Consider the following 25,418-nt stretch of genomic DNA (forward strand, 5'->3'; position numbering starts at 1 on the left):
ATGCCGGGACGGGCACCGGGAGGGCGCGCCGAGGGCGCACGAGCGGGGGAGGCCGGGGCATGGCCGACGGACGGAGTTCGGGGCGGCGGCGGTGGCGACTGCGCGCGGCCCGTGTCCTCGCGGTGGCGGGGGTCGTCGCGACGGCCCTGCTGGGACCGCCCGCCGTCGCCGCCGCGCCGCCCCCGTACCTCACGCCGGAGGCGAGCTACGGAGCCGGGACCGTCACCAACGGCTGGGAACGTGTCGAGCGCTACCTCGACACGACCAGCGGGTTCCGCACCGAGGGCTATCCGGCGGACGGCCGCGGTGACCAGGACGGCAAGCGCGTCACGTACTTCGGCGGCGTCTCCCGGCCGTCCTCCGGCCGGTTCCTGCTCTACTCGGCCCCCGGCTGGAACACCGGCAGCCGCACCACCCCCGTCCTCCTCGTGCACGGGGCGAACGACACCGCCGACCGCGCCTGGGCCAACCCCGGCGAATCGGGCGGCTACGGCTGCGGCGCCGCCTCCTGCCCGTCCACCGGACTCATGCAGTACCTCGCCGGGCGCGGCCATCGCGTCTTCGCCGTCGGCTTCGCTCACAAGCAGGGCGACAACCTCATGCAGGCACAGATCGTCGGGGACGCGATCGCCGTCATCAAGGCGAAGCTGGGAGTCGACAAGGTCGACCTGGTCGGCTGGAGCAAGGGCCAGATGTCCACCCGGGCGTACGTGTCCTCCCTGAAGCCGAGCTGGGGGCGGCCGTACGCCGGTGACGTCCGCCGGCTGATCACCCTAGGCGGCCCGAACGGCGGCTACGACTACCCGTACGCCCACGGCTGGGCCCACGACTTCTCCGTCTGGCCGGAGTGCGGCGGAAAGATCAACGCGCCCTCCCCGCACTCCCACATGACCTGCTACGGCCTGTACACCGCGCACCCCGAGTTCTCGATGACCCCGGCCGGCGGCCAGGACAACTACCCCGGGCAGCGCCAGATGCTGGCCCGCTGGGACGGCGTGTACGGCGTCGACGGCGCCGCCCAGGACTGGTACACGACGTACTACGGCGGCCAGGGCTTCTACACCGCCGGCAGCGGCATCCAGGCCGCCATCGACGCCGGATCGCTCATCGGCCCCCTGCGCGGCGCCGGAGTCCCGGCCTCCGTCACGACCTACCTCCTGGCCGGCGGATCCGCCGACGTCCTCGGCATCTTCAACGAGAACCGCGGCCCCAGCGACGGCGTCGTCTTCGTCTCCAGCGCGCTCGACACCACCGGCATCCCCACCGTCGGCGGCAAGGCCACCGTCGCCGGCGCCAACCACCTCGAACTGGGCTGGGACAGCACCGTCGCCGCCCAGGTCGCCACCTGGCTCTCCTGAAGCACCCGAGGACCGAAGGACCAGAAGGACATGACCACGCTCCGCACCCGCCGTGTCACCACCGGCCGGCTCACCCAGCAGATCACCGAGGCCAGGACCGAGGGCGAGGCCGTCGTCTTCGTCCACGGCAACGTCTCCTCCTCCGCCTTCTGGCACTCCACCCTGACCGCGCTGCCGGCCCCCTACCGCCCCCTCGCCGTCGACCTGCGCGGCTTCGGCGGCACCGACCCGCTGCCCGTCGACGCCACGCGCGGCCTGCGGGACTACGCCGACGACCTCGCCGAGCTGCTCACGGCCCTCGGCGTCGACCGGGCCCACCTGGTCGGCTGGTCCATGGGCGGCGGCGTGGTCATGCAGTACCTCCGGGACCACCCGGCCGCGGTGCGCTCCGCGACCCTGGTCAGCCCCGTCTCCCCGTACGGCTTCGGCGGCACCCACGGCGTGGACGGAGCCCTCAACTCCGCGGACGGGGCGGGCTCGGGCGGCGGCACGGCCAACCCGGACTTCGTCCGGCTGCTCGCCGAGGGCGACCGCGGCGCGGACTCCCCGCTCTCGCCGCGCTCCGTCCTGACGACCTGCTACGTCAAGCCGCCGTTCCGCACCGCGGACGAGGACGCGTACGTCGAGTCCATGCTGGCCACGCGCCTCGGCGACGACCACTACCCGGGCGACAGCACGACGTCCGACGCCTGGCCCGGCACCGCGCCCGGGACGCGCGGCGTCCTCAACTGCATGGCCCCGACCCACTTCCGCGTCGACGACCTGCACCTGATCGAGCCCAAGCCGCCGGTGCTGTGGATACGGGGCGAGGACGACGTCATCGTCTCGGACACCTCGATGTTCGACCTGGCGCACCTGGGCGCGATCGGCGCGGTGCCCGGCTGGGACGGCACCCCCGCGCAGCCGATGCTGGCGCAGACGCGTCACGTCCTGGACCGCTACGCGGCGGCCGGCGGCGCGGTGCGGGAGGTCGCCGTGGCCGACGCCGGGCACGCCGTCCACCTCGAACGCCCCGAGGAGTTCGGCAAGGCGCTCCTGGAGGTCCTCGCCGCATGACGGTGTGCCGCACCCGGCGCGGGGAGGTCCGCGGCCGGACCTCCCCCGACGGGGTGACCCGCTTCCTCGGCATCCCGTACGCCGCCGCGCCCTTCGGCGCGCGACGGTTCCGGGCGCCCGCCCCGCCGGAACCGTGGACGGGGGTGCGCGACGCCACGGCCCACGGGCCGACCGCGCCGCACGCCCCCTACGCCCCGCCCTTCGACGCCCTCATCCCGGAGAACGCCGTCCCGGGGGACGACTGCCTGAACCTCAACGTCTGGACCCCGGCCCCGGAGCCGGGCGCCGGCCTCCCCGTGATGGTGTGGCTGCACGGAGGGGCGTTCACCAACGGCTCGGGCTCGGCGTCCGGTTACGACGGGAGCGCCTTCGCCCGGGACGGCGTCGTCTGCGTCACGCTCAACTACCGCCTGGGCGCGGACGGCTTCCTCCGCCTCCCGGGCCGCCCCGACGACCGGGGCCTGCTCGACCAGATCGCCGCGCTCCGCTGGGTCCGGGACGAGATCGCCGCCTTCGGCGGCGACCCGGACCGGGTGACCGTCTTCGGCGAGTCGGCGGGCGCGATGAGCATAGGCGCGCTGCTGACCACCGAGACGGCCCGCGGGCTCTTCCACCGGGCGATCCTGCAGAGCGGAGCCTGTCACCACTTCCTGCGCCCGTCGTCGGCCCGGCTGATCGCGGCCCGCCTCGCGGAGAAGCTGGGGATCGAGCCGACCGCGGAGGCCTTCGAGGGCGTCCCCCTGCAGGAACTCCTCCCGGCCCAGGCCGCGTTGCGCGCCGAGGTGAGCGCCGACCCGGATCCGGCGCGGTGGGGCGAGGCGGTGCTGAACGTCATGCCCTTCGAGCCGGTCCGGCCGGACCTCGCCCTCCCCGGCCCGGACTGCGGCGTCGAGCTGATGATCGGCAGCAACCGCGAGGAGTACCGCCTGTTCCTGGTCCCGACGGAGCGGCTCCACGTCTTCCCCGAATCCTCGCTCCGCGTCATGACCGCGGCCTACGGCCTCGACCCGGACGAGGCCCTCCCCGTCTACCGGGCCGCCCGCCCGGACGCCACGCCGGGCGAACTCCTCGACGCCGTGGCCACCGACTGGTTCTACCGGATCCCGGCCGTCCGCCTGGCCGAGGCCGTCCCGGGCTCGTACCTCTACGAGTTCGCCTGGCGCTCCCCGCGGTTCGAGGGCCGCCTCGGCGCCTGCCACGCGCTGGAACTGCCCTTCGTCTTCGACCGCCTCCACGACCCGTCGTATGCCCCGCTGCTCGGCGCCCACCCGCCCCAGGACCTGGCGGACGCCGTGCACGGGGCGTGGGTCGCCTTCGCGAAGACGGGCAGCCCCGGCTGGAAGGCGTACGACGGGGAGACCCGTACGACGATGACCTTCGCCACCGAGCCCGGGCCCGCCCCGGTCGACGACCCGCGCGCGCGGGAACGGCTGCTGTGGGAAGGGGTGCGGTGACGCCCAGGCGGGACTCTCCGGACACGGCCTAGCGGTCGAGGAAGCGCCGCAGGCCCGTCCGCACGCCCTCCGTGGGCACGGTGGCGGCGAAGCAGGCCGCCTCGACGGCGAGGCCCTCGTCGATCGGCAGGTTGATCCCGCGGGTGACCGCACGCAGGCAGGCCGCCACGGCCGTCGGGGCGTGCCGGGTGATGCGAGCGGCCAGGTCCCGTGCGGCGCCGAGGAGTTCGCCGGCGGGTACGACGCCGTTGACGAGACCGATCTCGGCGGCCCGGGCGGCCGGGACCGGGTCGCCGGTCAGGATCATCTCCAGGCCGCGCTTGCGGCCGACATGGCGCGGCAGCCGCTGGGTTCCGCCGAAGGGCGGCGGGAACCCGAGGGAGACCTCGGGCTTGGCGAAGGTCGCGTGCTCGGCGGCGATCGCGAGCGGAGCGGCCTCGGTGAGCTCGCAACCTCCCCCGTACGCCAGTCCGTTGACCGCCACGATCACCGGCTTGGGAAGCTCCTCGATCCGCCGGGTCAGCGCGTGCCCCCGGCGGACGACCTCCCGCAGCGCGTGCTCGGCGCCGCCCGCGACGCTGTCCGCCAGGGACGGGATGTCCGCCCCCGCGCTGAACGCCCGGTGTCCGGCGCCGGTCAGGACGACGGCCCGGACGCGGTCGTCGGCTTCGACGCGGTCCAGCTCGGTGAGCAGCGCGTCGATCGTCGGACGGTCGAGGGCGTTGAGCTTGCGTTCCCTGTCGATGGTGATCGTGACGACGTGGTCGTCCCGCTCGGTGCGGATCGTCATGCCGGGTGCTCCGTTTCGCCTGGGTACGGACGCACCGAGGCTAGGAGCCACGCTCCAGGACGATCCATCTATTGTCCTGGATACAACTCCCGTCCCCTTCCCGTCCCGCAGGTGCTCCGCATGCGACCGCCCTCCTACAAAGCCGTCGTCGACGAGTTCGCCGCCGCGATCCGCTCCGGCACGATCCCGGCGGGCTCCCGGCTCCCGACGCACCGGGCCCTCGCCCGGGAGCGGCGGATCGCGCTGGCCACCGCCACCCGGGTCTACGCCGAACTCGCCGCCCTGGGCCTGGTCGTGGGCGAGCCGGGCCGGGGGACGTTCGTCCGCGAACGATCCGGTTACGACGGGCTCGAACCCTCACGCGCGCTGCCGGTGCCCCGGCTGGCGGACCTGTCGTTCAACCGGCCCCTGGCCCCGGGGCAGACGGAGCTGCTGCGGCAGGCCCTGAGCGAGCTGGCGGCGACGGGGGACGCCGAGGCGCTGCTCCACCAGCATCCGCCGGGCGGACGAGGGCGCGACCGGGCGGTCGTGGCCACGTACCTGCTCGGGCGGGGGATCGACGTCCCGCCGCAGGACGTCCTGCTGACCGGCGGGGCCCAGCAGGCGCTCGACGTCGTCCTGCGCGCGCTCACCCGGCCCGGCGACGTCCTCGCCGTCGACGCGCTCGGTTACCCGGGCATCAAGCTCCTCGCCGCCGCGCACAGCCTCGAAACGGTCCCCGTCCCGGTCACGCCGACGGGCCCCGACCTCGACGCCCTCGACCGGCTGTGCCGCGACCGGCCCGTCCGCGCGGTCTACGCCCAGCCGACCGTGCACAACCCGCTCGGCTGGGTCCTCGACCGGGAGCAGCGCGACCGTCTCGTCGCCGTCGCCCGGTCACGGGACTGCCTGATCGTCGAGGACGGCACCCACGCCTTCCTCGACGCGTCGCCGCCCCCGCCGCTCCAGGCCCTCGCGCCCGAGCGCACCTGTCATGTCGCCGGTCTGTCGAAGAACGTGGCGACCGGCCTGCGGTTCGGCTTCGCCGTCCTGCCCCGCCGTCACGTCGAGCGGGTCACCCGGAGCCTTCGCGCGGCGGCCTGGGGGTCCCCGGGCATCGTCACCGCGCTCGCCACCCGCTGGCTCTCCGACGGCACGGTGACGCGCCTGGAGGGAAGCCGTCGCGCGGACGCCGCCGCCCGGCAGGGCATCGCCCGCGCGGCACTGGCCGGCATGGACGTCACGGCCCACCCGACCTCGTACACGGTCTGGCTCGGTCTGGAACCGCATCAGCGACCCGACCACGTGGCGGCCGTGCTCGCGGAGGAAGGGATCCTCGTGTCCACCGCGGACGCCTTCGCCACCGGCCCCCACCGCCCCCGGGCACTCCGGCTGGCGCTGGCCACCCCGCCCCCTGACGAACTCCGGGGCGCCCTGCGCCGCTTGAGGGAGACGATCGAGGCGATCCCGCCGTGACCCACGGGCCCGGCGGCCCCTCAGACGTCCCGGCACCGGTCCCGGACCTCGGGGCACGGCCGGAAGCCGGCCGACTCGTAGGCGGCGACGGCGCCGACGTTGGAGCTCGGCGTGCAGACGAGCGCGCTCGACGAGCCCAGTTCCCGGAGGGCGGCCGCGGCGGCGAGGGTGATCGCCCTGCCGTGGCCCCGGCGGCGGTGGTCGCGGTGGACGCCCATCGGTTCGAGCAGGCCGGGCCTGCCCGGCCCGGCCGACCACACCGTCACCGCCGCCACCGCGTCGCCCCGCCCGTCGTACGCGAGCAGACACCGGGCGTCGGCGTACGGCAGTCCGGCCGCCATCGCGTGCCAGCGGCCGGCGGTGAACCCCGATCCGTCGAAGGCCGCCCGGAGCACGGCCGTGAACGCGTGCGCCCGCTCCGGCCCGACCGCCTCGATCCGCAGACCGGGATCAGGCACCGGCGCCGCGAGGTCGCGGCGCAGCGGCGTCCACGGCTCGTCGAGGCCCCAGCCGGCCTCGGCCAGCAGGTCCTGGACGAGCGCGTCCGCCGGCGCCTCGACGTTCACCCTGCCCGCGGGCAGCACGCCGTGCTCCGGCACGGTCACGTCCTCGACCAGCCGCCGCGCCGGCTCCTCGTCCCGCCGGGCGTCCGGCGCGATCGTCAGCCGCAGCAGCCCGGGGCCGTCCAGCAGGCCGACGGCGAGGATCCGCCCGTCCCGGCTCCACGTCCTGACCGCCCCGGCGGTCGCCTCCGGACCCGACCGCCAGAACCATCCCAGGTCGCCCGGATGCAGCTGCATCGGCGCCCCCTCGTCCTGCCACGCGCGCAGCACGTCCACGACCTCGCCCAGCCCGTCGGCCCCCGGGGTGCCCACCACGATCGTCATGCGCCGATCACACACGACGGGCCGGGTGCTCCGCACCCGGATTCCGGCGGGGCGGCGGCCGCTCGGCCGGATCCGCGCGTTCCCGGCGGGCAGGCCGGAGACCGCCCACGGCGAGTTCACCCTCCCGATGCGGACCGGCGTGCTGCGCGTCCGCCGGCTGTGAAGCATCCGTGGGGGACCGGGTGTCGACCGGTGAAAACGGTTGGCCTGAATGGCTCGACGGAACGACCTTCGATCATGGAAACTGATCGGCAACAGGCCGGAAAGAGGCCTGAGTTAGTCAAGTAACGACAAGTGCGGGGGATGACATGGCAACACCTACTCTTCGTCGATCGGCGCGCATAGCGGGTGCGCTGGCCGGAGCGGCACTGATCGTCGGCGGCACGACCGGCGTCTCGAACGCCGCCGTGACGCCTCCTCCCGGGCCGAGCCCGTTCGACGCCGTCGGGAAGTACGGCGTGGTCACGAGCACGCACCCGGACACCGTGGGCTGCAACGGCTACAAGGTGGTCGGGTCGGGGACCGTCACCGGCAACCGGATCACCGGTACCGGCACCTGGTCGCAGACGGAGGACGCCTGTACCGCGAAGGTCCCCGGCCAGTGGGACATCAACGGCAAGGTGACGGTCACCCAGACCGACGGCTCCCACCTCTACTTCACCTACCACCTCAGCGCGCCGCTGACGTCGGACACCATGGTGTACCCGTCCGGCACCTTCACGATCACCGGTGGTGACGGCGCCTTCGACGAGGCGGTCGGCAGCGGCAAGATGAACGCCACGGTCAACCTGCTGGACAAGGACCACGTCACCGCCAACCTGTCCGGATCCATGGGCTTCCGGTGGCAGATCTGACCTAGGGTCGGCTGATCGCGGATGACGCCCGTCGGCGTCCTCCGCCTCTGGAACCGGCCTCGCCGCAGGCGGGGCCGGTTCCGCTTTCCTGTGCGCGACGCACGCGTCGAACGTCTCGACGGAAGACTCCTCGATCGGGGAAGCTGTCCCCAACAGCCCTTTGTCCGGGCGCAGTTGAGACAGATCTGACGACTTCGGGGGAGAACATGGCAAGAGCTGCCCGTCACTGGTCCGCGCGCATGGCGGGCGTGGTGGCCGGAACGGTACTGATCGCCGGCGGTACGGCAGGCGTCACGTACGCCGCCGGGACCGGCCCCTCGGCCCTCGCCGCCGAGGCCTACCTTCCCACCGTCGACATCACCAGCAACTTCGCGGTGGTCGCGACCACGCACCCCGACACCGTGGGCTGCAACGGCTACAACGTGACCGGGACGGGGACCTCCACCGGCAAGCCGGTCACCACCGCCACCTGGGCGCAGAAGGAAGTCGTGTGCACCGCGACCATCCCCGGCAAGTACGACATCAAGGGGACGGCGACGATGACGGAGCCCGACGGCGACCGGCTCAACATCAGCTACGCGCTCACCGCCCCGCTGACGTCGGACACCATGGTCTACCCGACCGGCACCTTCAAGATCATCGGCGGCTCCGGCAACTACGAGTTCGCGGCCGGCAGCGGCAAGATGACCGCCCGCGTCAACCTGCTGGACCACGACCACGTCAGCAGCTCCCTGCTGGGAGACATCCAGTACCTCGGCTGATCCCGGTCTCCGACCGCGCACTCGCAAGGGGCCGCACCATGAAGAGCACGATGCAGGACCGCGAGCTGCTGGTTCGCGACATCCTCGCGCACGGACAACGCGTCTACGGGGACAGCCGGGTGGTCCGATGTGCCGACGGGCCGACCGCACGGTCCTTACAGACCTTCGCCGACATCGCCCGCCAGGCCGAACAGCTCGCCGCCGCACTCTCCCGACTGGGCGTGCAGCTCGGCGAACGGGTCGCCACGCTGGCCTGGAACACCCCCGAGCACCTGGTGGCGTACCTCGCCGTACCGAGCATGGGCGCGGTGCTGCACACCCTCAACCTCCGCCTCCACCCCGACCAGTTGGGCTACATCGTCGAGCACGCCGAGGACGCCGTCCTCCTCGTCGACGCGACCCTCCTGGACATGCTGCCGCCCCTGCGGGACCGGATGGGCAGCGTGCGCCACCTGGTCGTCATCGGAGACGCGCCGGAGGTGGAGCTGCCCGCGCACGTTGCCGTACACCGCTGGGACGAACTGCTCGCGGCCGAACGGCCCGGCTTCGAATGGCCCGACCTGGACGAACGGGAAGCGGCCGCGCTCTGCTACACGACCGGAACCACCGGGAACCCCAAGGGCGTGGCCTACAGCCACCGCTCGATCACCCTCCACACGCTCGGCGTCTCGGCCGGCGCCGGATTCGCGATGCACGACGGCGACCGCGTCCTGCCGATCGTGCCCATGTTCCACGCCAACGCCTGGGGCTGGCCCTACGCCGCCTGGCTGGCCGGCTCCGACCTCCTCATGAACGGCCGGCAGCTGCACACCCCGGACCTCGCCCGGATCATCAACGAGGAGCGGCCCACCGCCGTCGCGGCGATCTGCACCATCTGGAACGCCCTGGTCCACCACGGCGAGCGGCATCCGCTGGACCTCGGCGCCGTACGCCTCGCCGGCTGCGGCGGCGCGACCCCGCCGCGCGCCCTGCTCAAGCAGCTCCACGAACGCTACGGGGTCCGGCTCAAGCAGGGCTGGGGACTGACCGAGACCAGCCCCCTCGCCACCTTCGCCGTCCCTCCGCACGGCACCCCGGACGACGAGGAGGTCGACTGGCTGGCCAAGAGCGGCCGCCTCATGCCCTTCGTCGACGCCCGGCTGATCGCGGAGGACGGCAGCGAACAGCCCTGGGACGGCCGCTCGGTGGGCGAACTGGAGCTGCGCGGACCGTGGGTCACCGGATCGTACTTCAACACCGAGGACTCCGCCGAGAAGTTCCACGACGGCTGGCTGCGCACCGGCGACCTCGGAGTGATCGAACCGGGCGGCTGGGTGGTCGTCAGCGACCGGCTCAAGGACGGCATCAAGAGCGGCGGCGAGTGGATCTCCACCATCGAGCTCGAGAACGCGATCATCGAGCACCCCGCCGTGCTCGAGGCCGTCGTGGTCGGCGTGCCCGACCCGCGCTGGGAGGAGCGCCCCCTGGCCTGCGTGTCCCTGGTGCCGGGCACCGGGGTCGGCGGGGACGAGCTCCGGGAGTTCCTGACCGGACGGGTGGCGCGCTGGTGGATCCCCGAGCGCTGGTCCTTCGTCGACGCGGTGCCCAAGACCAGCGTCGGCAAGTACGACAAGAGGGCGGTGCGAGCCTTGTACGGGGAGGGGGCGCTCGACGTCTGGACCCCCGGTGGGTCCGGTGGGTCCGCCGCGCAGGTGCCGCCCGCGGAGTGAGCGGAGGAGGCGGCGCCCCGGACGGTCCGGGGCGCCGCCTCCTGCCGTACGCCTCAGGCCGCCGTCGTGCGCGCGGCCTCGGTCAGCAGCTCCCGCTGCTCGTCGGGGCCGAGGCCCAGCTCCCGTACCAGCCGGAGCGACAGGACGAGGTGGGCCTGCATCCTCGGCTCCGGGTCGAGCCGCTCGCCGCCGGCCGCCGTGGCCCCGTCCAGCCCCTCGGCGAACAGGCGCTCCAGGGCCGCCCGGTCGAAGTCCTCCGCGCCGGCCTCCAGCGAGCCGAGGAACTCCGCGACGTACCCCCCGATCTCCTCCGGCGCCGCGCCCTGCGGGAAGCGGCGGCGGGCGGCGAGCCCGAAGGCGGCGCCGACCGCCCGCCCGTACCCCGGGGCGGTGGGGTCGAGAGCGGCGGACTTCTGTGCGAAACCGATGAAGTCGAAGGCCAACAGCGCGCCCAGCACGTCGAGTTCGGTGGTGGTGGCGGTGGTCATGACGGCTCACCTTCTGCCGTGGAAGAGGCGGTCGTGGTGCTCTGGGCGGCGGCCGTGATCGCCGCCGCGGTGCGCTCTGCGTCCCGCCCGACGAAGCCGATCAGCGCCGAGCCGCGGGTGCGCATCCGGTAGAGCCCCAGGTAGTGGCTGCCGGGCAGCACCCCCGTGCCCTCCGTGTGCAGGGGCTGCCCGTCCTCGTCGAGCATCGCCGGGTCGAGCCAGCTCCAGTCGGTGCGGTAGCCGGTCGCCCAGATCACCGTGGACGGCTTGACGCGCTCGCCGTCCGCGGCGACCAGCTCGGCGCCCTCGGCCGCGGTGATCCGGCCCACGGTCCGCATCTCGCCCGCCGCGACCAGCTCGGGCACCCGGTCGCCGACGATCGGGTCCGGCGCCTGCATGTTCACCGGAAGGCTCATCACGCCGATGACGCTCATCCACCAGAACATGTCCCGCCCGACGACGGTCTGCGGCAGGGGCGGCGACACCTTGTCGCTGCAGCTGAGCACCACGCTGTGGGACCCGGACAGCTCCGCGGCTATCTGCCGGCCGGAGTTGCCGTCGCCGACGACCACCACCGTGCCCGGCGGCACCTGGGAGGGCCCGCGGTACTCGCTGGTGTGCAGGGTGGGCACGTCCGCACTGAGCCCGGCCGCGAACTCCGGAAGCCGGGGGGTGCCGAACGGGCCGGTCGCGATCACGACCTGCCCGGCCCGGCAGACGCCGTGCGCGGTGGTCAGCAGATAGCCGTCGCCGTCCCTGCGCAGCGACAGCACGCGGTGGTCGGTCAGCACCGGGATGTCGAACCGCTCGGCGTAGTCCCGCAGATACGCCACGACCTCGTCCTTGCCGGGGTAGTGCGCGCCGGCCCCGGGGAACGGCAGGCCCGGCAGCCCGGAGAACTGCGCGGACGTGAACAGCCTCAGGGAGTCCCAGCGCCGCTCCCAGGTCTCGCCGATCTCGCCGCCCGCGTCGAGGACCACACACTCCACGCCGGCCTGCCGCAGGTGATACCCGGCGGCGAGTCCGGACTGACCCCCTCCGACGACGGCGACCGGCACGGTGGCCGGCAACGCGTTCATCGGCTCGCTCCGGCGCTGTTCCGGCCGGCCTGATCAATTCGCATTCCGATTGTCCTCACTTCTCGTACCTGGACCCCGCCGGACCCACGAGCCCGGTCCGGGGGGACCGGCCGGGCCGCCTGCGCGGCGGCCCGGCCGGTTCGGGTCAGTGCGCGTCGAGGGCGCGGCGCAGCTCGCCGGCCAGGACGCGCAGCCGCTCGCCCCGCATCACCGTGTAGTGGTCGCCGGGTACGTCGACGAGGGTGGCGTCACCGGGGAAGTACCGCATCCACCGGGACGCGGTCTCGACCGTCGCACCGCCGTCCGCCGCACGCAGCGACACCACCCGGCCGGCGAACGCGCTGGGCGCGTGGCGCAGCAGGGCCCGGTAGTTGTTCCGGAACCGGTCCACGATCCCGCTCAGCGTGTCGAGGTCGATGTCCTCGGACAGCGCCCCCGCCGCCCGCGCCTCCGCGTGCAGCACCTGCACCGGCGGGCGGCCGTCGAAGGCCTCCGGCGACAGCCCCCAGTCCACACCGGCGAGCCCCGCCAGGTCCCGGGCGAACCAGGACAGCAGCGTCTCGTCGGAGACGGGCGCCCCCTCGGCCGGACCGGGCTCCACCATCAGGTCGATCACGGTGAGCAGCTCCACCTCGGCGCCCGCGGCGGTGAGCTGGGCCGCCATCTCCAGGGCGATCACCCCGCCCATCGACCAGCCGCCGAGCCGGTACGGACCGTCCGGCAGCGCCTCGCGGACCGCCGCGGCGTAGTGCGCGGCCATGGCCTCGACGCTGGTCAGCTCCGTGTCCGGCAGCTGCAGCGCGTAGAACGGCTGGTCGTCGCCGAGGAGTTCGGCGAGCTCCGCGTAGCAGAGCACGTCACCGCCGACCGGGTGCACGAACACCAGGGGAGTCCGCGATCCGCCCGTACGCACCGGCACCAGCGCCTTGCGTCCCTCCTCGCCGCTGCCGGCCTCCCGGACCGCCTGGGCGAGCAGCTCGATGGTCGGCCGGGCGAAGAGGGTGGACAGCGGCAGGCTGCGGCCCAGACCGCGGGCGATCCTGGCCATGAGGCGTACCGCGAGGAGCGAGTCGCCGCCGAGGTCGAAGAAGCTCGCCGTCACCCCGATCTCGGTCACGCCGAAGAACTCCGCCCAGATCTCGGAGAGCCGGCGCTCCACCTCGTCGCGGGGCGCGACGAAGCCCGAGCCTTCCGCGGCGACCTCCTCGGGAGCGGGCAGCGCCGCCCGGTTGACCTTGCCGTTGTCGCTGAGCGGCAGCTCGTCCAGGACGAGGACGCGCTGCGGCACCAGGTGCGCGGGGACCAGCCGTCGCAGCGCCTCGGTGATCTGCTGCTCGGTGTCGTCGCGCCCCTCGTCGAGGACGACGTACGCGATCAGCCGCTTGGGGCCGTGCTGCTCGCCCGCCGCGACGACGGCGGCGCTCCGCACGCCCTCGCACTGGGTGAGGGCGGACTCCACCTCGCCCAGCTCGATCCGGTAGCCCTGGATCTTCACCTGGGAGTCCAGCCGGCCGAGGAACTCGATGGTGCCGTCCGGCAGGAAGCGTCCCATGTCGCCGGTGCGGTAGAGACGCTCACCGGTGACCGGGTGGTGCAGGAACGCGGCGCGGGTCTTCGCCTCGTCGTTCAGATAGCCGCGGGCCAGACCGACCCCGGCGATGTAGAGGTCGCCCGGCACCCACACGGGGCAGGGCCGCATCGCGCCGTCGAGCACGTGGAAGCGCTGGTTACGCATCGCCTTGCCGTACGGGATGCTCACACAGTCGTCCGGGACGTCGCCGATGGGGTGCAGGATCGACCAGATCGACGCCTCCGTGGCGCCGCCGAGGCTCCACAGCTCCGCGTCCGGCAGCAGCAGCCGGATCCGTCCGGGCAGCGACACGGGTATCCAGTCGCCGCTCATCATGACCAGCCGCACCGGCAGCCCGGTCAGCCCGTTCGACAGGGCGTGCTCGGTGAACATCTCCATCAGCGCGGGCACGCTGTTCCAGATCGTCACCCCGTGCTCGGCGACGAGCTCCGCCCAGCGGGCGGGCTCGCGGTGCGCCGCCGGCTCCGGCAGGACCAGGGCGCCGCCCACCGAGAGCAGTCCGAAGACGTCGTAGACCGACAGGTCGAAGTGCATCGCGGACAGTCCGAGGGCCCGGTCCGCCGCGGTGACGCCGTAGCGCTCGTTGACGTCGACCACCGTGTTCAGGGCCGCGCCGTGCTCGATCATCACGCCCTTGGGCAGCCCGGTGGAGCCCGAGGTGAAGATCACGTACGCGAGGTCGCCGGGCTTGGCGCCCGACTCCCCGAGCGGGGCCTCCTCGCCCTCGTCGTCGGCCCGCACCACGGTCCTGGCCACACCCCGCGGCCAGTCCGCCGTGTCCTCCACCCACGGCTGGGTGACGACCCGGCTGATGCCCGCGCTCTCCAGCAGCACGTGCAGCCGCTCGACGGGCACCCGGGCGTCGATCGGGACGTAAGCCGCCCCGGCCCGCAGGATGCCGAGCGCCGCGACGACCTGCTCCCAGCCCTTGTCCATCACGATCGCCACCAGGTCGCCGGGACCGGTTCCCTGGGCGCGCAGCGCGTGCCCCACCTGGTTGGACCTGCGGTCGAGCTCCCCGTACGTCAGGGTCAGCGCCGGCGAGATGACGGCGGGCGCGTCGGGCGTGGCCGCGGCCTGGGCGAGCACCGCGTCGTGCAGCAGCCCGTCGGGCACGGGCCCGTCGGTGTCGTTGGCCTCGGCCCGCACGTCCAGATCGGCCGCCGGCAGGAGCGCCGGCCTGGGCCGCCGCCAGGCCTCCGGGTCACGGCACAGCTCGTGCAGCAACCGCTGGTACGCGGCGAACATGGCGTCCACGCAACCCGCCGGGAACAGCTCCTCGATCACGTCCCAGTTCAGGACGAGCTCACCGGCCTCCTCGACCGCCTGGTGGTCCAGCCACACCTGCGGCGTGCGCACCGAGCTGCTCACCTGGCGGCCGTTCTCACCGATCCCGGCGAGGTACTGCACGACCCCGCGCCGCTCGGTGTCCTGCTGGCCCGCGAAGTTCACCAGGCTCGTGAAGACCACCGGCGCGGCGGCCCGCACCGAGGCGCCCCGTGCCCGGTTCAGCTCCCTGAGCACCTGCACGCCACTGACCTGGCTGTGCTCCATGTCGCTCCACAGCCGGGCCTGCACGTCGTTCGCACGGGTGGCGAACGTGTCGTCGGCCGAGTCGCGGATCTCCAGCATCAGCGTGGTGGAGAAGTTGCCGATGACGTCGCCGACCTGCGGGTGCAGCGGCAGCCGGTTGAAGTACAGCAGGTTCAGGCAGAAGTCGGGCGTCGCGCTCCACTCCGCGATCACCTGAGAGTACGCGGTGCACAGCGCCGCCGAGGGGCTGACCCCGGCCGCCGCCGCGTGCTCCTTGAAGCGGTCCCACTCCTCCTTCGGGACCGTCGCGCCGCGGTGGTTGAACACCGGGTGCTCCAGACTCGACGGAGCCACCGCCAGCGGCAGCTGGGGCGCGGGCGGCAGGGTGTCCAGCCTGTCCCGCCAGTAGGCGAGCGCCCGGTCGTACTCGGGACCGCTCTCCAGCTCACGGGCCTGCCGGACGTAGTCCCGGTAGCGCAGCTCCAGCTCCGGCAGCTCCTCGCCGCGGTAGTGCGCGGCCCACTCCTTGAACAGGATCGACGTGCTGAAACCGTCGATGACCAGGGCGTCGAAGCCGGCGTGCAGCCGGATCGTCCGGTCGTCGATCCGGGTCACCCGCACGTCGAACAGCGGCCAGCGGGCGGTGTCGAAGACCTGGTGCCGCATCTCCTCGTGGACGGCGGTCAGCGCGGCCTCGCGCTCGTCCTCGGACAGGTGGGAGACGTCCGTCTCGCGGATCACATAGGCCGGGACCTCGCGCTGCACGCGCTGCTCGCCCTCGGCGGTGAAGACGGCCCGCAGCATCTCGTGCCGCTCGATCATCGCCCGGAAGGACGCGCCGAGCCGTTCCAGGTCCACCTGCTCCAGGTCGATCTCGATCTGGAAGTAGGTGGAGGTGTTGCCGAGCTCGAAGGCGTCGCCCCGGCCGACGAGGTACGCCTGCTGGAGATCGGTCAGAGGGAACGGCTCGTAGCGTTCCGCGTCGTCGTCGGCCGCGGCGCCGACCTCACCCCCGGTCTGCGGGACCTCCCCGTCGGTCCCCGGCGTCTCCGCCCCGGTTCCGACGCCGAGGGCGTCGAGCACGTCACCGGCGATGTCCTCGGTGCTGCGGCCGTTCAGGAAGGCCGTCATCGGCAGCAGGACGTCGAACTCCCGGTTCAGCGCCGTCCGGATCTTCATCGCGATCAGCGAGTCCAGCCCGAGGGCCTGCAGCGGCTGCCCGGCGTCGAGCCGGGCCGCCACGGTGCCGAGGGCCCGCGCGACGGTCCGCGCCACGAGGGCGCGCACCGCCTCGGGCGCCACGGCGGGCGCCGCGCCGGGCTCCTCGACCGAAGCCGGAGCCGGAGCCGGAGCCGAGGGCGAGGCCGAAGTCGGAGCCGGGACCGAAGCCGGGGCCGCGGGCGTCGGGGCCGTGGTCAGCCGCTGCGGTTCGGACACGGCCGGGGAGACGCGCTCGGCCGCCGGCGCCCGGTCGGCGGCGGGCTCCGCCACCGGCCGGCTCAGGGCCGGGACGAAGCGCACGCCGCAGGCCTCGGCGACCAGCCGGCCCTGTGCGGTGACGAGCCGGATGCGCGCCCGGGTGCCGTCCTCGAACAGTTCCGCATGACATCGGAGCCCGTCCTGGCCATCGCCGCGGTCGTAGTGCACGAAGCGGTCGAGACCGGACGGCACGAGGGCCGGGCCGTCCATCGGGAAGCAGGCCAGCGCCGTCTGGAACATGGCGTCGACCAGGCCGGGGTGGATCAGATAGCGCTCCGCCTCGCCGGGCAGGGCGGACCGGATCTCGGCCGTGGCCTCGCCCCGGCCGAGCCGGATCCGCTCCACCCAGCGGGCGGCGGAGCCCAGGTACAGGGCGCGCTGCCACAGCAGCCGGTACAGCTCGTCGCCCGTCAGCTCGCGGCCCGAACCCACCGACGCGGACGCCACCGTGGGAGCGGCCGGCGCACCGGACGTGGCCCGGCCCTGCGCGTGCAGCTGCCAGCCACCGGCCGCGTCCTGCGCGTAGTAGCGGAACCGGTCCGCGTCCACGACCAGCTGGGCGGCGCGCTCCCCACCCGCCGTCGACGGGTCGATGCCGGCCGGTGCCAGCACCAGATCGACGGGGAGCTCCAGGTCCTCGACGGACACCGGGCCCGGCCCGGCGAGTTCGGTGACCGCCTCGATCAACGACTCCACGAGCACGCCGGCGCTGACCACCGGACGTCCGCCGACCACGAAGTCACCGAGGCAGGGGTGCGCCACGGCGTCGAGCCGGGGGGCGAACTGCGCCTGGGCGAGCGGCGACGACGGCAGCCGTACGCCCAGCAGGTCACCCTGCCCGGCAGGCCGCTCCGGGACCCGTGCCTCGCTGCGCGGGGCGGCGACGGGCTCGTTCCGCAGCCAGTAGTGCCGGCGTTGGAAGGGGTAGGAGGGTAGTTCGACGGTCTGGGCGTTGTAGGGCTGAAGGACGGGGGGCCAGTCGATGGTGACGCCGTGGGACCAGGCTTCGGCGGCGGATTCGGTGAAGCGGTCGAGGGTGCCGGTGTTGCGGTGGAGGGTGCCGACGACGGCTCCGGTGTCGGCGAGGGTTTCGGTGATGCCGGAGGTGAGGACGGGGTGGGCGCTGACCTCGACGAAGACGACGTCGGGCGCGGCGAGCTGTGTCACGACGTCGGCGAGGCGGACCTTGCTGCGGAGGTTGCGGAACCAGTAGGCCCCGTCGAGCTCGGCGGTGTCCAGGACGGATCCGGTGACGGTGGAGTGGAAGGCGATCCGGCCCGACTGTGGGGTGACGTCCTTGAGCTCGACGGCGAGGGTGTCGCGGATCTCGTCGACGTGGGCGGAGTGGGAGGCGTAGTCCACGGGGATGCGGCGGGCCCAGACTCCGGTGGTCTCGCACTGGGTGAGCAGCTCGTCCAGGGCCTCGGGCTGTCCGGCGACGACGGTGGACGAGGGGCCGTTGACCGCTGCGACGGAGATGCGTCCGTTCCATCGGGCGAGGAGTTCTTCGGCCTGTGTCTCCGGGATGCTCAGGGAGGCCATGCCTCCGCCGCCGGAGAGGACGCGCAGGGCCTTGGAGCGCAGGGCGACGACGCGGGCGCCGTCTTCCAGGGACAGTCCGCCGGCGACGACGGCCGCGGCGATCTCGCCCTGGGAGTGGCCGATCACGGCGACCGGGTTGACGCCGGCGGTGCGCCAGAGGGCGGCGAGGCCGATCATCATGGCCCAGGAGGCGGGTTGGACCACGTCGACGCGGTCGAGGCCGGGGGCGTTCTCCTCGCCGCGCAGGACGGCGGTGAGGGACCAGTCCACGAAGGGGGTCAGGGCGGTCTCGCACTCGGCGATGACGCGGGCGAACTCGGGGGAGGAGTCGAGCAGGGCCGTGGCCATGCCGACCCACTGCGAGCCCTGACCGGGGAACACGAACACGACAGGGGCCCCGGACGTCCGACCCGGCTTTGCACCGGAGACGGCCGCGGTCACGCCGTCGATCTCACGGGAGGCCAGGGCGTCCAGGCCCGCGAGCAGGCCGTCGCGGCCGTCCCTGCCGGGCAGTACGGCCCGTGACTCGAAGGCGGAGCGTCCGGTGGCCAGGGAGAGCGCCACGTCGGCGGGGCCGAGCTCCGGCCGCGCCCGTACGTACGCGGCCAACTGCCCGGCGGCCTGGGCCAGGGCGTCCGGCGTACGGGCCGACAGCAGCCACGGCAGACCCGCGCCGTCCAGTCGGACGTCGTCGGACGTCGTGTCCTCGACCGGTGCGTCGGCCGGTGCCTCGGCGAGGATGACGTGGGCGTTGGTGCCGCTGATGCCGAAGGAGGAGACGCCGGCGCGCCGGACCCTGCCCTCCTCGGCGGGCCACGGGCGGGGCTCGGTGAGCACCTCGACGCCACCGGCGGCCCAGTCGACGAGCTTGCTGGGCGTGCCGACGTTGAGGGAGGCGGGGAGTTCGCCGTGGCGCAGGGCCATGACCATCTTGATGATGCCGCCGACGCCGGCGGCGGCCTGCGCGTGTCCGAGGTTGGACTTCAGGGACCCGAGCATCAGGGGCTGACCGTCACGCTGGGTTCCGTACGTGGCGAGCAGGGCCTGCGCCTCGATGGGGTCGCCGAGGACCGTGCCCGTGCCGTGCGCCTCGACGGCGTCCACACCGGAGAAGGTGACGCCGGCGTCCTGCACGGCCGCGCGGATCACGCGCTCCTGGGCGGGGCCGCTGGGGGCGGTGAGGCCGTTGGAGGCGCCGTCCTGGTTGACGGCCGAACCGGCCACCACGGCAAGGACGTTGTGGCCCAGGCGTCGGGCGTCGGAGAGGCGCTCGACGACGAGGACGCCGACGCCCTCGGCCCAGGCGGTGCCGTCCGCGTCCGCCGAGAACGACTTGCACCGCCCGTCCGCCGCGAGCCCCCGCTGACGTGAGAACTCGATGAAGGTGTTGGGGGTGGACATCACCGCGGCACCGCCGGCGAGGGCGAGCGAGCACTCGCCGGAGCGCAGGGCGCGGACGGCGAGGTGCAGGGCGACCAGCGACGACGAGCACGCCGTGTCCACCGTCAGGGCCGGGCCCTGCAGACCGAGCGTGTAGGCCACCCGGCCGGTGGCGACACTGCCGGCGGTGCCGGTCAGGAAGTGGCCCTCGGCCTCCTCCGGAAGCCGGCCGCCACCGCCGTAGTCGTGGTACATCACGCCGGCGAACACGCCGGTGTCGCTGCCGTGCAGCGAGCCGGGCGTGATGCCGGCCCGCTCCAGGGCCTCCCACGACACTTCGAGCAGCAGCCGCTGCTGCGGGTCCATCGCCAGCGCCTCGCGCGGCGAGATCCCGAAGAAGGCGGGGTCGAACTCGGCGGCCTCGTGGAGGAACCCGCCGTGCCGGACGTACGACGTGCCGGCGTGGTCCGGGTCGGGGTGGAAGAGGTTGTCGAGGTCCCAGCCCCGGTCGGACGGGAACTCCGAGATGACGTCGCGCTGCTCGGCGACGACCCGCCACAGCGCCTCGGGCGAGTCCACCCCGCCCGGGAAGCGGCAGCCCATGCCGACGATCACGATCGGATCGTCGTCCGTGCGCGGGGCGGCGGGGGCGACGGGCAGCGCGGGGGCGCTCTCGGCACGTTCCCGCGCGAGCGCGAGAGTGAAGTCGACGACGGCGGTCGGCGTGGGGTGGTCGAAGACCAGGGTGGCCGGAAGGCGCAGGCCGGTCGCGGAGTTGAGGCGGTTGCGCAGCTGGACCGCGAGCAGCGAGTCGATGCCGAAGCTCTTGAACGGCTGGTCCGGGTCGATCCCGTCCGCCGACTCGCTGCCGATGACGGAGGCGAGCTGGGTGCGGACGAGGTCGAGCAGCAGACGGCGGCCCTCCTCTTCGGACAGCCGGCCGAGCTTGCGGCGCAGACCGGACTCGCCGCTCCGCCGCTGCGGGACCCTCACCAGGGAGCGCAGCACCGGGGACAGCGTCCCGGCGAGCGCGTCGGAGCGCAGCGCGGCCGGGTCGAGGCGGGCCGGTACGAGCAGCGGGTTGTCGTCGGCGAGCGCCCGGTCGAGGAGTGCGAGGCCCTGCTCGGTGGAGAGCGGGGCGATGCCCCGCGTCGAGAGGGTGTCGTCGTCCAGGTGGCCGGTGAGGCCGGTGCGTTCGGCCCACAGGCCCCAGGCGAGCGAGGTGGCGGGACGACCGGCGGCGCGGCGGCGGGCGGCGAGCGCGTCGAGGAAGACGTTGCCCGCCGCGTAGTTGGCCTGGCCCGGGTTGCCGAGCACGCCCGCGACCGAGGAGAACAGGACGAAGGTCGCCAGATCGTGATCGGCGGTCAGCTCGTCGAGGTGGGCCGCGGCGTCCACCTTGGGCCGCAGGACGGCCGCGAGCCGGTCCTCGGTGAGCGACTCGACGACACCGTCGTCGAGCAGGCCCGCGGTGTGGACGACGGCGGTGAGCCGTACGCCGGCCAGCAGCTTCGCGAGCGCGTCGCGGTCGGCGGTGTCACAGGCCGCGAGGGTGACCTCGGCGCCCAGCCCGGTGAGTTCGGCGGAGAGTTCCCGGGCGCCGGGGGCGTCCGCGCCGCGACGGCTGACCAGGAGCAGACGGCGGGCGCCGTGCTCGGTGACGAGGTGCCGCGCGACCGACGCGCCGAGCACACCGGTGCCGCCGGTGACGAGCACGGTGGCGTCCGGGTCGAGCGGGGCGGTGACGGCCGGATCGGCGGCGGAGACGTGCCGGACCAGCCGGGGGACGAGGAGCGCGCCCGCCCGCAGGGCGAGCTGGGGCTCGGTGAGCACGGCGCCCGGTACGGTGCCGGCCTCGTGCGTCTCGTCCGAGTCCAGCAGGGCGAAGCGGTCGGGGTGCTCGGACTGGGCGGTCCTGATCAGGCCCCACACGGTGGCCTGGGCGGGGTCGTCGACCACGGGGCCGGCGGCGCCGTCGGTCAGTACCAGCAGGCGGGAGCCGGCGAAGCGGGCCTCGGCCAGCCACTCCTGGACCAGGCCGAGCGCCCAGCGCGCCGCCTGGTGGGCGGCCTCGGCGAGGCCGGTTCCCGTGCTGTCGGAGTCCTGCGGTGTGCCGGGACATCGGGTGGTGGCCGGACATCGTACGGCGACCACCTGCGGCACGACGTCCGGGACGTCGGCCAGGTCCGCGACCAGGCACGCCTCTACCTCGGGCGTCGCGGCGGCGACCGGCTGCCACTCGACGCGGAACAGCGAGTCGGTGCCCCGGCCGGCGGACAGGTCGGCCGTGAAGGGCCGCATCGTGACGGACTCCGCCGACAGCACGGGCTTCCCCGCGCCGTCGGTGACGCGCAGGGTCACCCCGTCCTCGCCCCGCGGGGCGAGCCACACCCGCAGGGCGTCCGCGCCGTCCGCGTAGCGGGTGACGCCGGACCAGGAGAAGGGCAGGACGGTGCCGCCGTCCTCGCGGAGCAGACCGACCGCGTGCAGGGCCGCGTCCAGGACCGCCGGGTGCACCCCGAAGGTCGTGGCGTCCAGCTCGGCGGGCAGGCCGACCTCGGCGAAGACGTCGCGGCCGGAGCGCCAGGCGGCCCGCAGGCCCTGGAAGGCGGGGCCGTAGTCGTAGCCCGCCTCCGTGAGGGTGTCGTAGCGGCTCTCGACGTCGATCTCCTGGGCGCCGGGCGGCGGCCACTCGGCGAGGTCGAAGTCCGCGGTGACGTCGTCGAGGTCGAGCACGGCCGCCGCGTGCCGCGTCCACGGGACGCCCGCGTCGGCGTCCTGCGGCCGGGAGTGCACGGCCAGCTCCCGCTGTCCGTTCGCAGTCGGCGGCTCGAGGGTCACCCGCAGCTGTACGGCTTCGCCGGGCGGAAGCACCAGCGGAGCCTGGAGGGTGAGCTCGGCGAGCCGGCGCCAGCCCACCCGCGCGCCCACGGCCATCGTGAGCTCCAGGAAGGCGGTGCCCGGCAGCAGCACGGTGCCGTGCACGGCGTGATCGGCGAGCCACGGCTGCGTGTCGAGGGCGAGCCGCCCCGTGTACACCAGCCGGTCCTCCTCGACCAGCTCCACCACGGCGCCGAGCAGCGGGTGCCCGGCCGAGGCCAGACCGAGCCCACGGGCGTCGGTCGAGGCCGGCTCGGGCTCCAGCCAGTAGCGCTGGCGTTGGAAGGGGTAGGAGGGTAGTTCGACGGTTTGGGCGTTGTAGGGGGTGAGCAGGGTGGGCCAGTCGATGGTGACGCCGTGGGACCAGGCTTCGGCGGCGGATTCGGTGAAGCGGTCGAGGGTGCCGGTGTTGCGGTGGAGGGTGCCGACGACGGCTCCGGTGTCGGCGAGGGTTTCGGTGATGCCGGAGGTGAGGACGGGGTGGGCGCTGACCTCGACGAAGACGACGTCGGGCGCGGCGAGCTGCTCGATGACGTCGGCGAGGCGGACCTTGCTGCGGAGGTTGCGGAACCAGTAGGCCCCGTCGAGCTCGGCGGTGTCGAGCACGGATCCGGTGACGGTGGAGTGGAAGGCGATCCGGCCCGACTGTGGGGTGACGTCCTTGAGCTCGATGGCGAGGGTGTCGCGGATCTCGTCGACGTGGGCGGAGTGGGAGGCGTAGTCCACGGGGATGCGGCGGGCCCACAGGCCTGTCGCTTCGCACTGGGTGAGCAGCTCGTCCAGGGCCTCGGGCTGTCCGGCGACGACGGTGGACGAGGGGCCGTTGACCGCTGCGACGGAGATGCGTCCGTTCCATCGGGCGAGGAGTTCTTCGGCCTGTGTCTCCGGGATGCTCAGGGAGGCCATGCCTCCGCCGCCGGAGAGGACGCGCAGGGCCTTGGAGCGCAGGGCGACGACGCGGGCGCCGTCTTCCAGGGACAGTCCGCCGGCGACGACGGCCGCGGCGATCTCGCCCTGGGAGTGGCCGATCACGGCGATCGGGTTGACGCCGGCGGTGCGCCAGAGGGCGGCGAGGCCGATCATCATGGCCCAGGAGACGGGTTGGACCACGTCGACGCGGTCGAGGCCGGGGGCGTTCTCCTCGCCGCGCAGGACGGCGGTGAGGGACCAGTCCACGAAGGGGGTCAGGGCGGTTTCGCACTCGGCGATGACGCGGGCGAACTCGGGGGAGGAGTCGAGCAGGGCCGTGGCCATGCCGACCCACTGCGAGCCCTGACCGGGGAACACGAACACGGCGCGGGAGGAGGACACACCGTTCTCGCCGTCGATCTCACGGGAGGCCAGGGCGTCCAGGCCCGCGAGCAGGCCGTCGCGGCCGTCCCTGCCGGGCAGTACGGCCCGTGACTCGAAGGCGGAGCGTCCGGTGGCCAGGGAGAGCGCCACGTCGGCGGGGCCGAGCTCCGGCCGCGCCCGTACGTACGCGGCCAACTGCCCGGCGGCCTGGGCCAGGGCGTCCGGCGTACGGGCCGACAGCAGCCACGGCAGGCCCGTGCCGTCCAGGCCGTCCTCGTCGTCCGGAGCCGCGTCGTCCGCGGACTGCTCGGCCGGTGCCTCGGCGAGGATGACGTGGGCGTTGGTGCCGCTGATGCCGAAGGAGGAGACGCCGGCGCGCCGGACCCTGCCCTCCTCGGCGGGCCACGGGCGGGGCTCGGTGAGCACCTCGACGCCACCGGCGGCCCAGTCCACCAGCTCGCTCGGCTTGCCGACGTTCAACGAGGCGGGCAGCTCGGCGTGGCGCATCGCCATCACCATCTTGATGACGCCGCCGACACCCGCGGCCGCCTGGGAGTGCCCCAGGTTCGACTTCAGGGAGCCCAGCATCAGGGGCCGGTTCTCCCGCTCCTTGCCGTACGTGGCGAGCAGGGCCTGCGCCTCGATGGGGTCGCCGAGGACCGTGCCCGTGCCGTGCGCCTCGACGGCGTCCACACCGGAGAAGGACACCCCGGCGTCCTGCACGGCCGCGCGGATCACGCGCTCCTGGGCGGGGCCGCTGGGGGCGGTGAGGCCGTTGGAGGCGCCGTCCTGGTTGACGGCCGAACCGGCCACCACGGCAAGGACGTTGTGGCCCAGGCGTCGGGCGTCGGAGAGGCGCTCGACGACGAGGACGCCGACGCCCTCGGCCCAGGCGGTGCCGTCCGCGTCCGCCGAGAACGACTTGCACCGCCCGTCCGGTGCGAGCCCCCGCTGCTGGGAGAACTCCACGAAGATCCCCGGCGTCGACATGACCGTCACACCGCCGGCGAGCGCCAGCGAGCACTCGCCGGAGCGCAGGGCGTTGACCGCCAGGTGCAGGGCGACCAGCGACGACGAGCACGCCGTGTCCACCGTCAGGGCCGGACCCTGCAGACCGAGCGTGTAGGCGACGCGACCCGACGCCACGCTGGACGTCGTCCCGGTCAGGCCGAAGCCGGTGCCGCCCGCGCCCGCCTCGCCGAGGCGGGGACCGTACTCCTGGGCGATGGCTCCGAGGAACACGCCCGTCGACGTGCCGTGCAGCGAGCCGGGCGTGATGCCGGCCCGCTCCAGGGCCTCCCACGACACTTCGAGCAGCAGCCGCTGCTGCGGGTCCATCGCCAGCGCCTCGCGCGGCGAGATCCCGAAGAAGGCGGGGTCGAACTCGGCGGCTCCGTGCAGGAACCCGCCGTCGCGCACGTAGGAGGTGCCGGAGTGGTCCGGGTCGGGGTGGTAGAGGCCGTCGAGGTCCCAGCCCCGGTCGGTGGGCAGGCCCGAGATGACGTCGCGCTGCTCGGCGACGACCCGCCACAGCGCCTCGGGCGAGTCCACCCCGCCCGGATAGCGGCAGCCCATGCCGACGATTACGATCGGGTCGTTGGTGCCCGCCTCCAGTTCGCGGACCCGCTGACGGGACTGGTGGAGGTCGACGGTGAGGCGCTTGAGGTATTCGACGAGTTTGTCGTTGTCCGGTGTTGTCATGGTGATGATGCCCCCGTAGGCGTTGTGGAGCCGTACGTGCGCGCGGTGCGGACATGGCTGCCCGGGCGGCGTGCCGGAGCACGCCGCGCGCGTCGAACAGGATGAGCAGAGTGAGGGTCCGGCTTCGC

12 protein-coding genes and 1 pseudogene are annotated in these 25,418 nt (G+C 73.8%); 8 read left to right on the top strand and 5 right to left on the bottom strand.

Translation table 11 applies throughout. The features are described 5' to 3' along the window. The first annotated feature begins 59 nt into the window (after positions 1-59). From ACFYUZ_RS22670 to ACFYUZ_RS22680, 3 genes are read left to right on the top strand one after another with little or no spacing between them, the layout of a single operon-like run. On the top strand, positions 60-1,358 hold the full coding sequence (locus ACFYUZ_RS22670; protein ID WP_389311955.1) for an esterase/lipase family protein: 1,299 nt from the start codon (positions 60-62) through the stop codon (positions 1,356-1,358). A gap of 30 nt (positions 1,359-1,388) precedes the next feature. Further along, positions 1,389-2,414, top strand: a complete 1,026-nt coding sequence (locus ACFYUZ_RS22675) for an alpha/beta fold hydrolase (RefSeq protein WP_389311957.1) — start codon at positions 1,389-1,391, stop codon at positions 2,412-2,414. Next, positions 2,411-3,868, top strand: a complete 1,458-nt coding sequence (locus ACFYUZ_RS22680; protein ID WP_389311959.1) for a carboxylesterase/lipase family protein — start codon at positions 2,411-2,413, stop codon at positions 3,866-3,868. Before ACFYUZ_RS22675 ends, ACFYUZ_RS22680 begins: the two co-directional genes overlap by 4 nt. 28 nt (positions 3,869-3,896) lie before the next feature. Here ACFYUZ_RS22680 and ACFYUZ_RS22685 read toward each other — a convergent pair whose 3' ends face one another. Further along, positions 3,897-4,658: an enoyl-CoA hydratase-related protein gene (locus ACFYUZ_RS22685; protein ID WP_389311961.1), complete on the bottom strand. Its 762-nt coding sequence runs from the start codon at positions 4,656-4,658 to the stop codon at positions 3,897-3,899. 120 nt (positions 4,659-4,778) lie between these two features. Between ACFYUZ_RS22685 and ACFYUZ_RS22690 the strand changes: the two genes are divergently transcribed. Further along, on the top strand, positions 4,779-6,113 hold the full coding sequence (locus ACFYUZ_RS22690) for a PLP-dependent aminotransferase family protein (protein ID WP_389311963.1): 1,335 nt from the start codon (positions 4,779-4,781) through the stop codon (positions 6,111-6,113). A gap of 20 nt (positions 6,114-6,133) precedes the next feature. Here the strand turns inward: ACFYUZ_RS22690 and ACFYUZ_RS22695 are convergent, their stop codons facing one another. Further along, positions 6,134-7,000, bottom strand: coding sequence for a GNAT family N-acetyltransferase (locus ACFYUZ_RS22695; protein WP_389311965.1), 867 nt, complete (start codon positions 6,998-7,000; stop codon positions 6,134-6,136). Between ACFYUZ_RS22695 and ACFYUZ_RS22700 the strand changes: the two genes are divergently transcribed. The 4 genes from ACFYUZ_RS22700 to ACFYUZ_RS22715 all read left to right on the top strand — a co-directional run bounded on the left by ACFYUZ_RS22700 (position 6,999) and on the right by ACFYUZ_RS22715 (position 10,324). Then, positions 6,999-7,163 (top strand): hypothetical protein, encoded by a 165-nt coding sequence (locus tag ACFYUZ_RS22700; protein WP_389311967.1) that lies wholly within the window; start codon positions 6,999-7,001, stop codon positions 7,161-7,163. The genes ACFYUZ_RS22695 and ACFYUZ_RS22700 overlap by 2 nt on opposite strands. A 145-nt stretch (positions 7,164-7,308) precedes the next feature. Continuing rightward, entirely contained in the window at positions 7,309-7,854 is a 546-nt protein-coding gene (locus tag ACFYUZ_RS22705; protein WP_389311969.1) for a hypothetical protein, read from the top strand. Between the two features lie 206 nt (positions 7,855-8,060). After that, complete coding sequence (locus tag ACFYUZ_RS22710) at positions 8,061-8,615, top strand: hypothetical protein (RefSeq protein WP_389311971.1); 555 nt, start codon at positions 8,061-8,063, stop codon at positions 8,613-8,615. 38 nt (positions 8,616-8,653) lie between these two features. Further along, positions 8,654-10,324: a long-chain fatty acid--CoA ligase gene (locus ACFYUZ_RS22715; protein ID WP_389311973.1), complete on the top strand. Its 1,671-nt coding sequence runs from the start codon at positions 8,654-8,656 to the stop codon at positions 10,322-10,324. 53 nt (positions 10,325-10,377) lie between these two features. Here the strand turns inward: ACFYUZ_RS22715 and ACFYUZ_RS22720 are convergent, their stop codons facing one another. From ACFYUZ_RS22720 to ACFYUZ_RS22730, 3 genes and pseudogenes are all read right to left on the bottom strand, one after another. Continuing rightward, positions 10,378-10,812: a hypothetical protein gene (locus tag ACFYUZ_RS22720; RefSeq protein WP_389311975.1), complete on the bottom strand. Its 435-nt coding sequence runs from the start codon at positions 10,810-10,812 to the stop codon at positions 10,378-10,380. After that, positions 10,809-11,891 carry a flavin-containing monooxygenase gene (locus ACFYUZ_RS22725; protein WP_389311977.1) on the bottom strand — a complete coding sequence of 361 codons (1,083 nt, stop codon included), beginning with the start codon at positions 11,889-11,891 and terminating at the stop codon, positions 10,809-10,811. The genes ACFYUZ_RS22720 and ACFYUZ_RS22725 overlap by 4 nt, the downstream gene beginning before the upstream one ends. 145 nt (positions 11,892-12,036) lie before the next feature. Continuing rightward, a pseudogene (locus ACFYUZ_RS22730) lies at positions 12,037-25,242 on the bottom strand (amino acid adenylation domain-containing protein); the annotation flags it as partial. Positions 25,243-25,418 lie beyond the last annotated feature (176 nt).

Origin of the sequence: Streptomyces sp. NPDC004266 (genome assembly GCF_042874095.1) — a bacterium.
Taxonomy (GTDB): Bacteria; Actinomycetota; Actinomycetes; order Streptomycetales; family Streptomycetaceae; genus Streptomyces.

Bases quoted from the DNA above. Each gene is read 5' to 3' on its own strand.
- ACFYUZ_RS22695 (WP_389311965.1), bottom strand. From the start codon at position 7,000: ATGACGATCGTGGTGGGCACCCCGGGGGCCGACGGGCTGGGCGAGGTC.
- ACFYUZ_RS22685 (WP_389311961.1), bottom strand. From the start codon at position 4,658: ATGACGATCCGCACCGAGCGGGACGACCACGTCGTCACGATCACCATC.
- ACFYUZ_RS22725 (WP_389311977.1), bottom strand. From the start codon at position 11,891: ATGAACGCGTTGCCGGCCACCGTGCCGGTCGCCGTCGTCGGAGGGGGT.
- ACFYUZ_RS22675 (WP_389311957.1), top strand. From the start codon at position 1,389: ATGACCACGCTCCGCACCCGCCGTGTCACCACCGGCCGGCTCACCCAG.
- ACFYUZ_RS22710 (WP_389311971.1), top strand. From the start codon at position 8,061: ATGGCAAGAGCTGCCCGTCACTGGTCCGCGCGCATGGCGGGCGTGGTG.
- ACFYUZ_RS22715 (WP_389311973.1), top strand. From the start codon at position 8,654: ATGAAGAGCACGATGCAGGACCGCGAGCTGCTGGTTCGCGACATCCTC.
- ACFYUZ_RS22720 (WP_389311975.1), bottom strand. From the start codon at position 10,812: ATGACCACCGCCACCACCACCGAACTCGACGTGCTGGGCGCGCTGTTG.
- ACFYUZ_RS22680 (WP_389311959.1), top strand. From the start codon at position 2,411: ATGACGGTGTGCCGCACCCGGCGCGGGGAGGTCCGCGGCCGGACCTCC.
- ACFYUZ_RS22700 (WP_389311967.1), top strand. From the start codon at position 6,999: ATGCGCCGATCACACACGACGGGCCGGGTGCTCCGCACCCGGATTCCG.
- ACFYUZ_RS22670 (WP_389311955.1), top strand. From the start codon at position 60: ATGGCCGACGGACGGAGTTCGGGGCGGCGGCGGTGGCGACTGCGCGCG.
- ACFYUZ_RS22705 (WP_389311969.1), top strand. From the start codon at position 7,309: ATGGCAACACCTACTCTTCGTCGATCGGCGCGCATAGCGGGTGCGCTG.
- ACFYUZ_RS22690 (WP_389311963.1), top strand. From the start codon at position 4,779: ATGCGACCGCCCTCCTACAAAGCCGTCGTCGACGAGTTCGCCGCCGCG.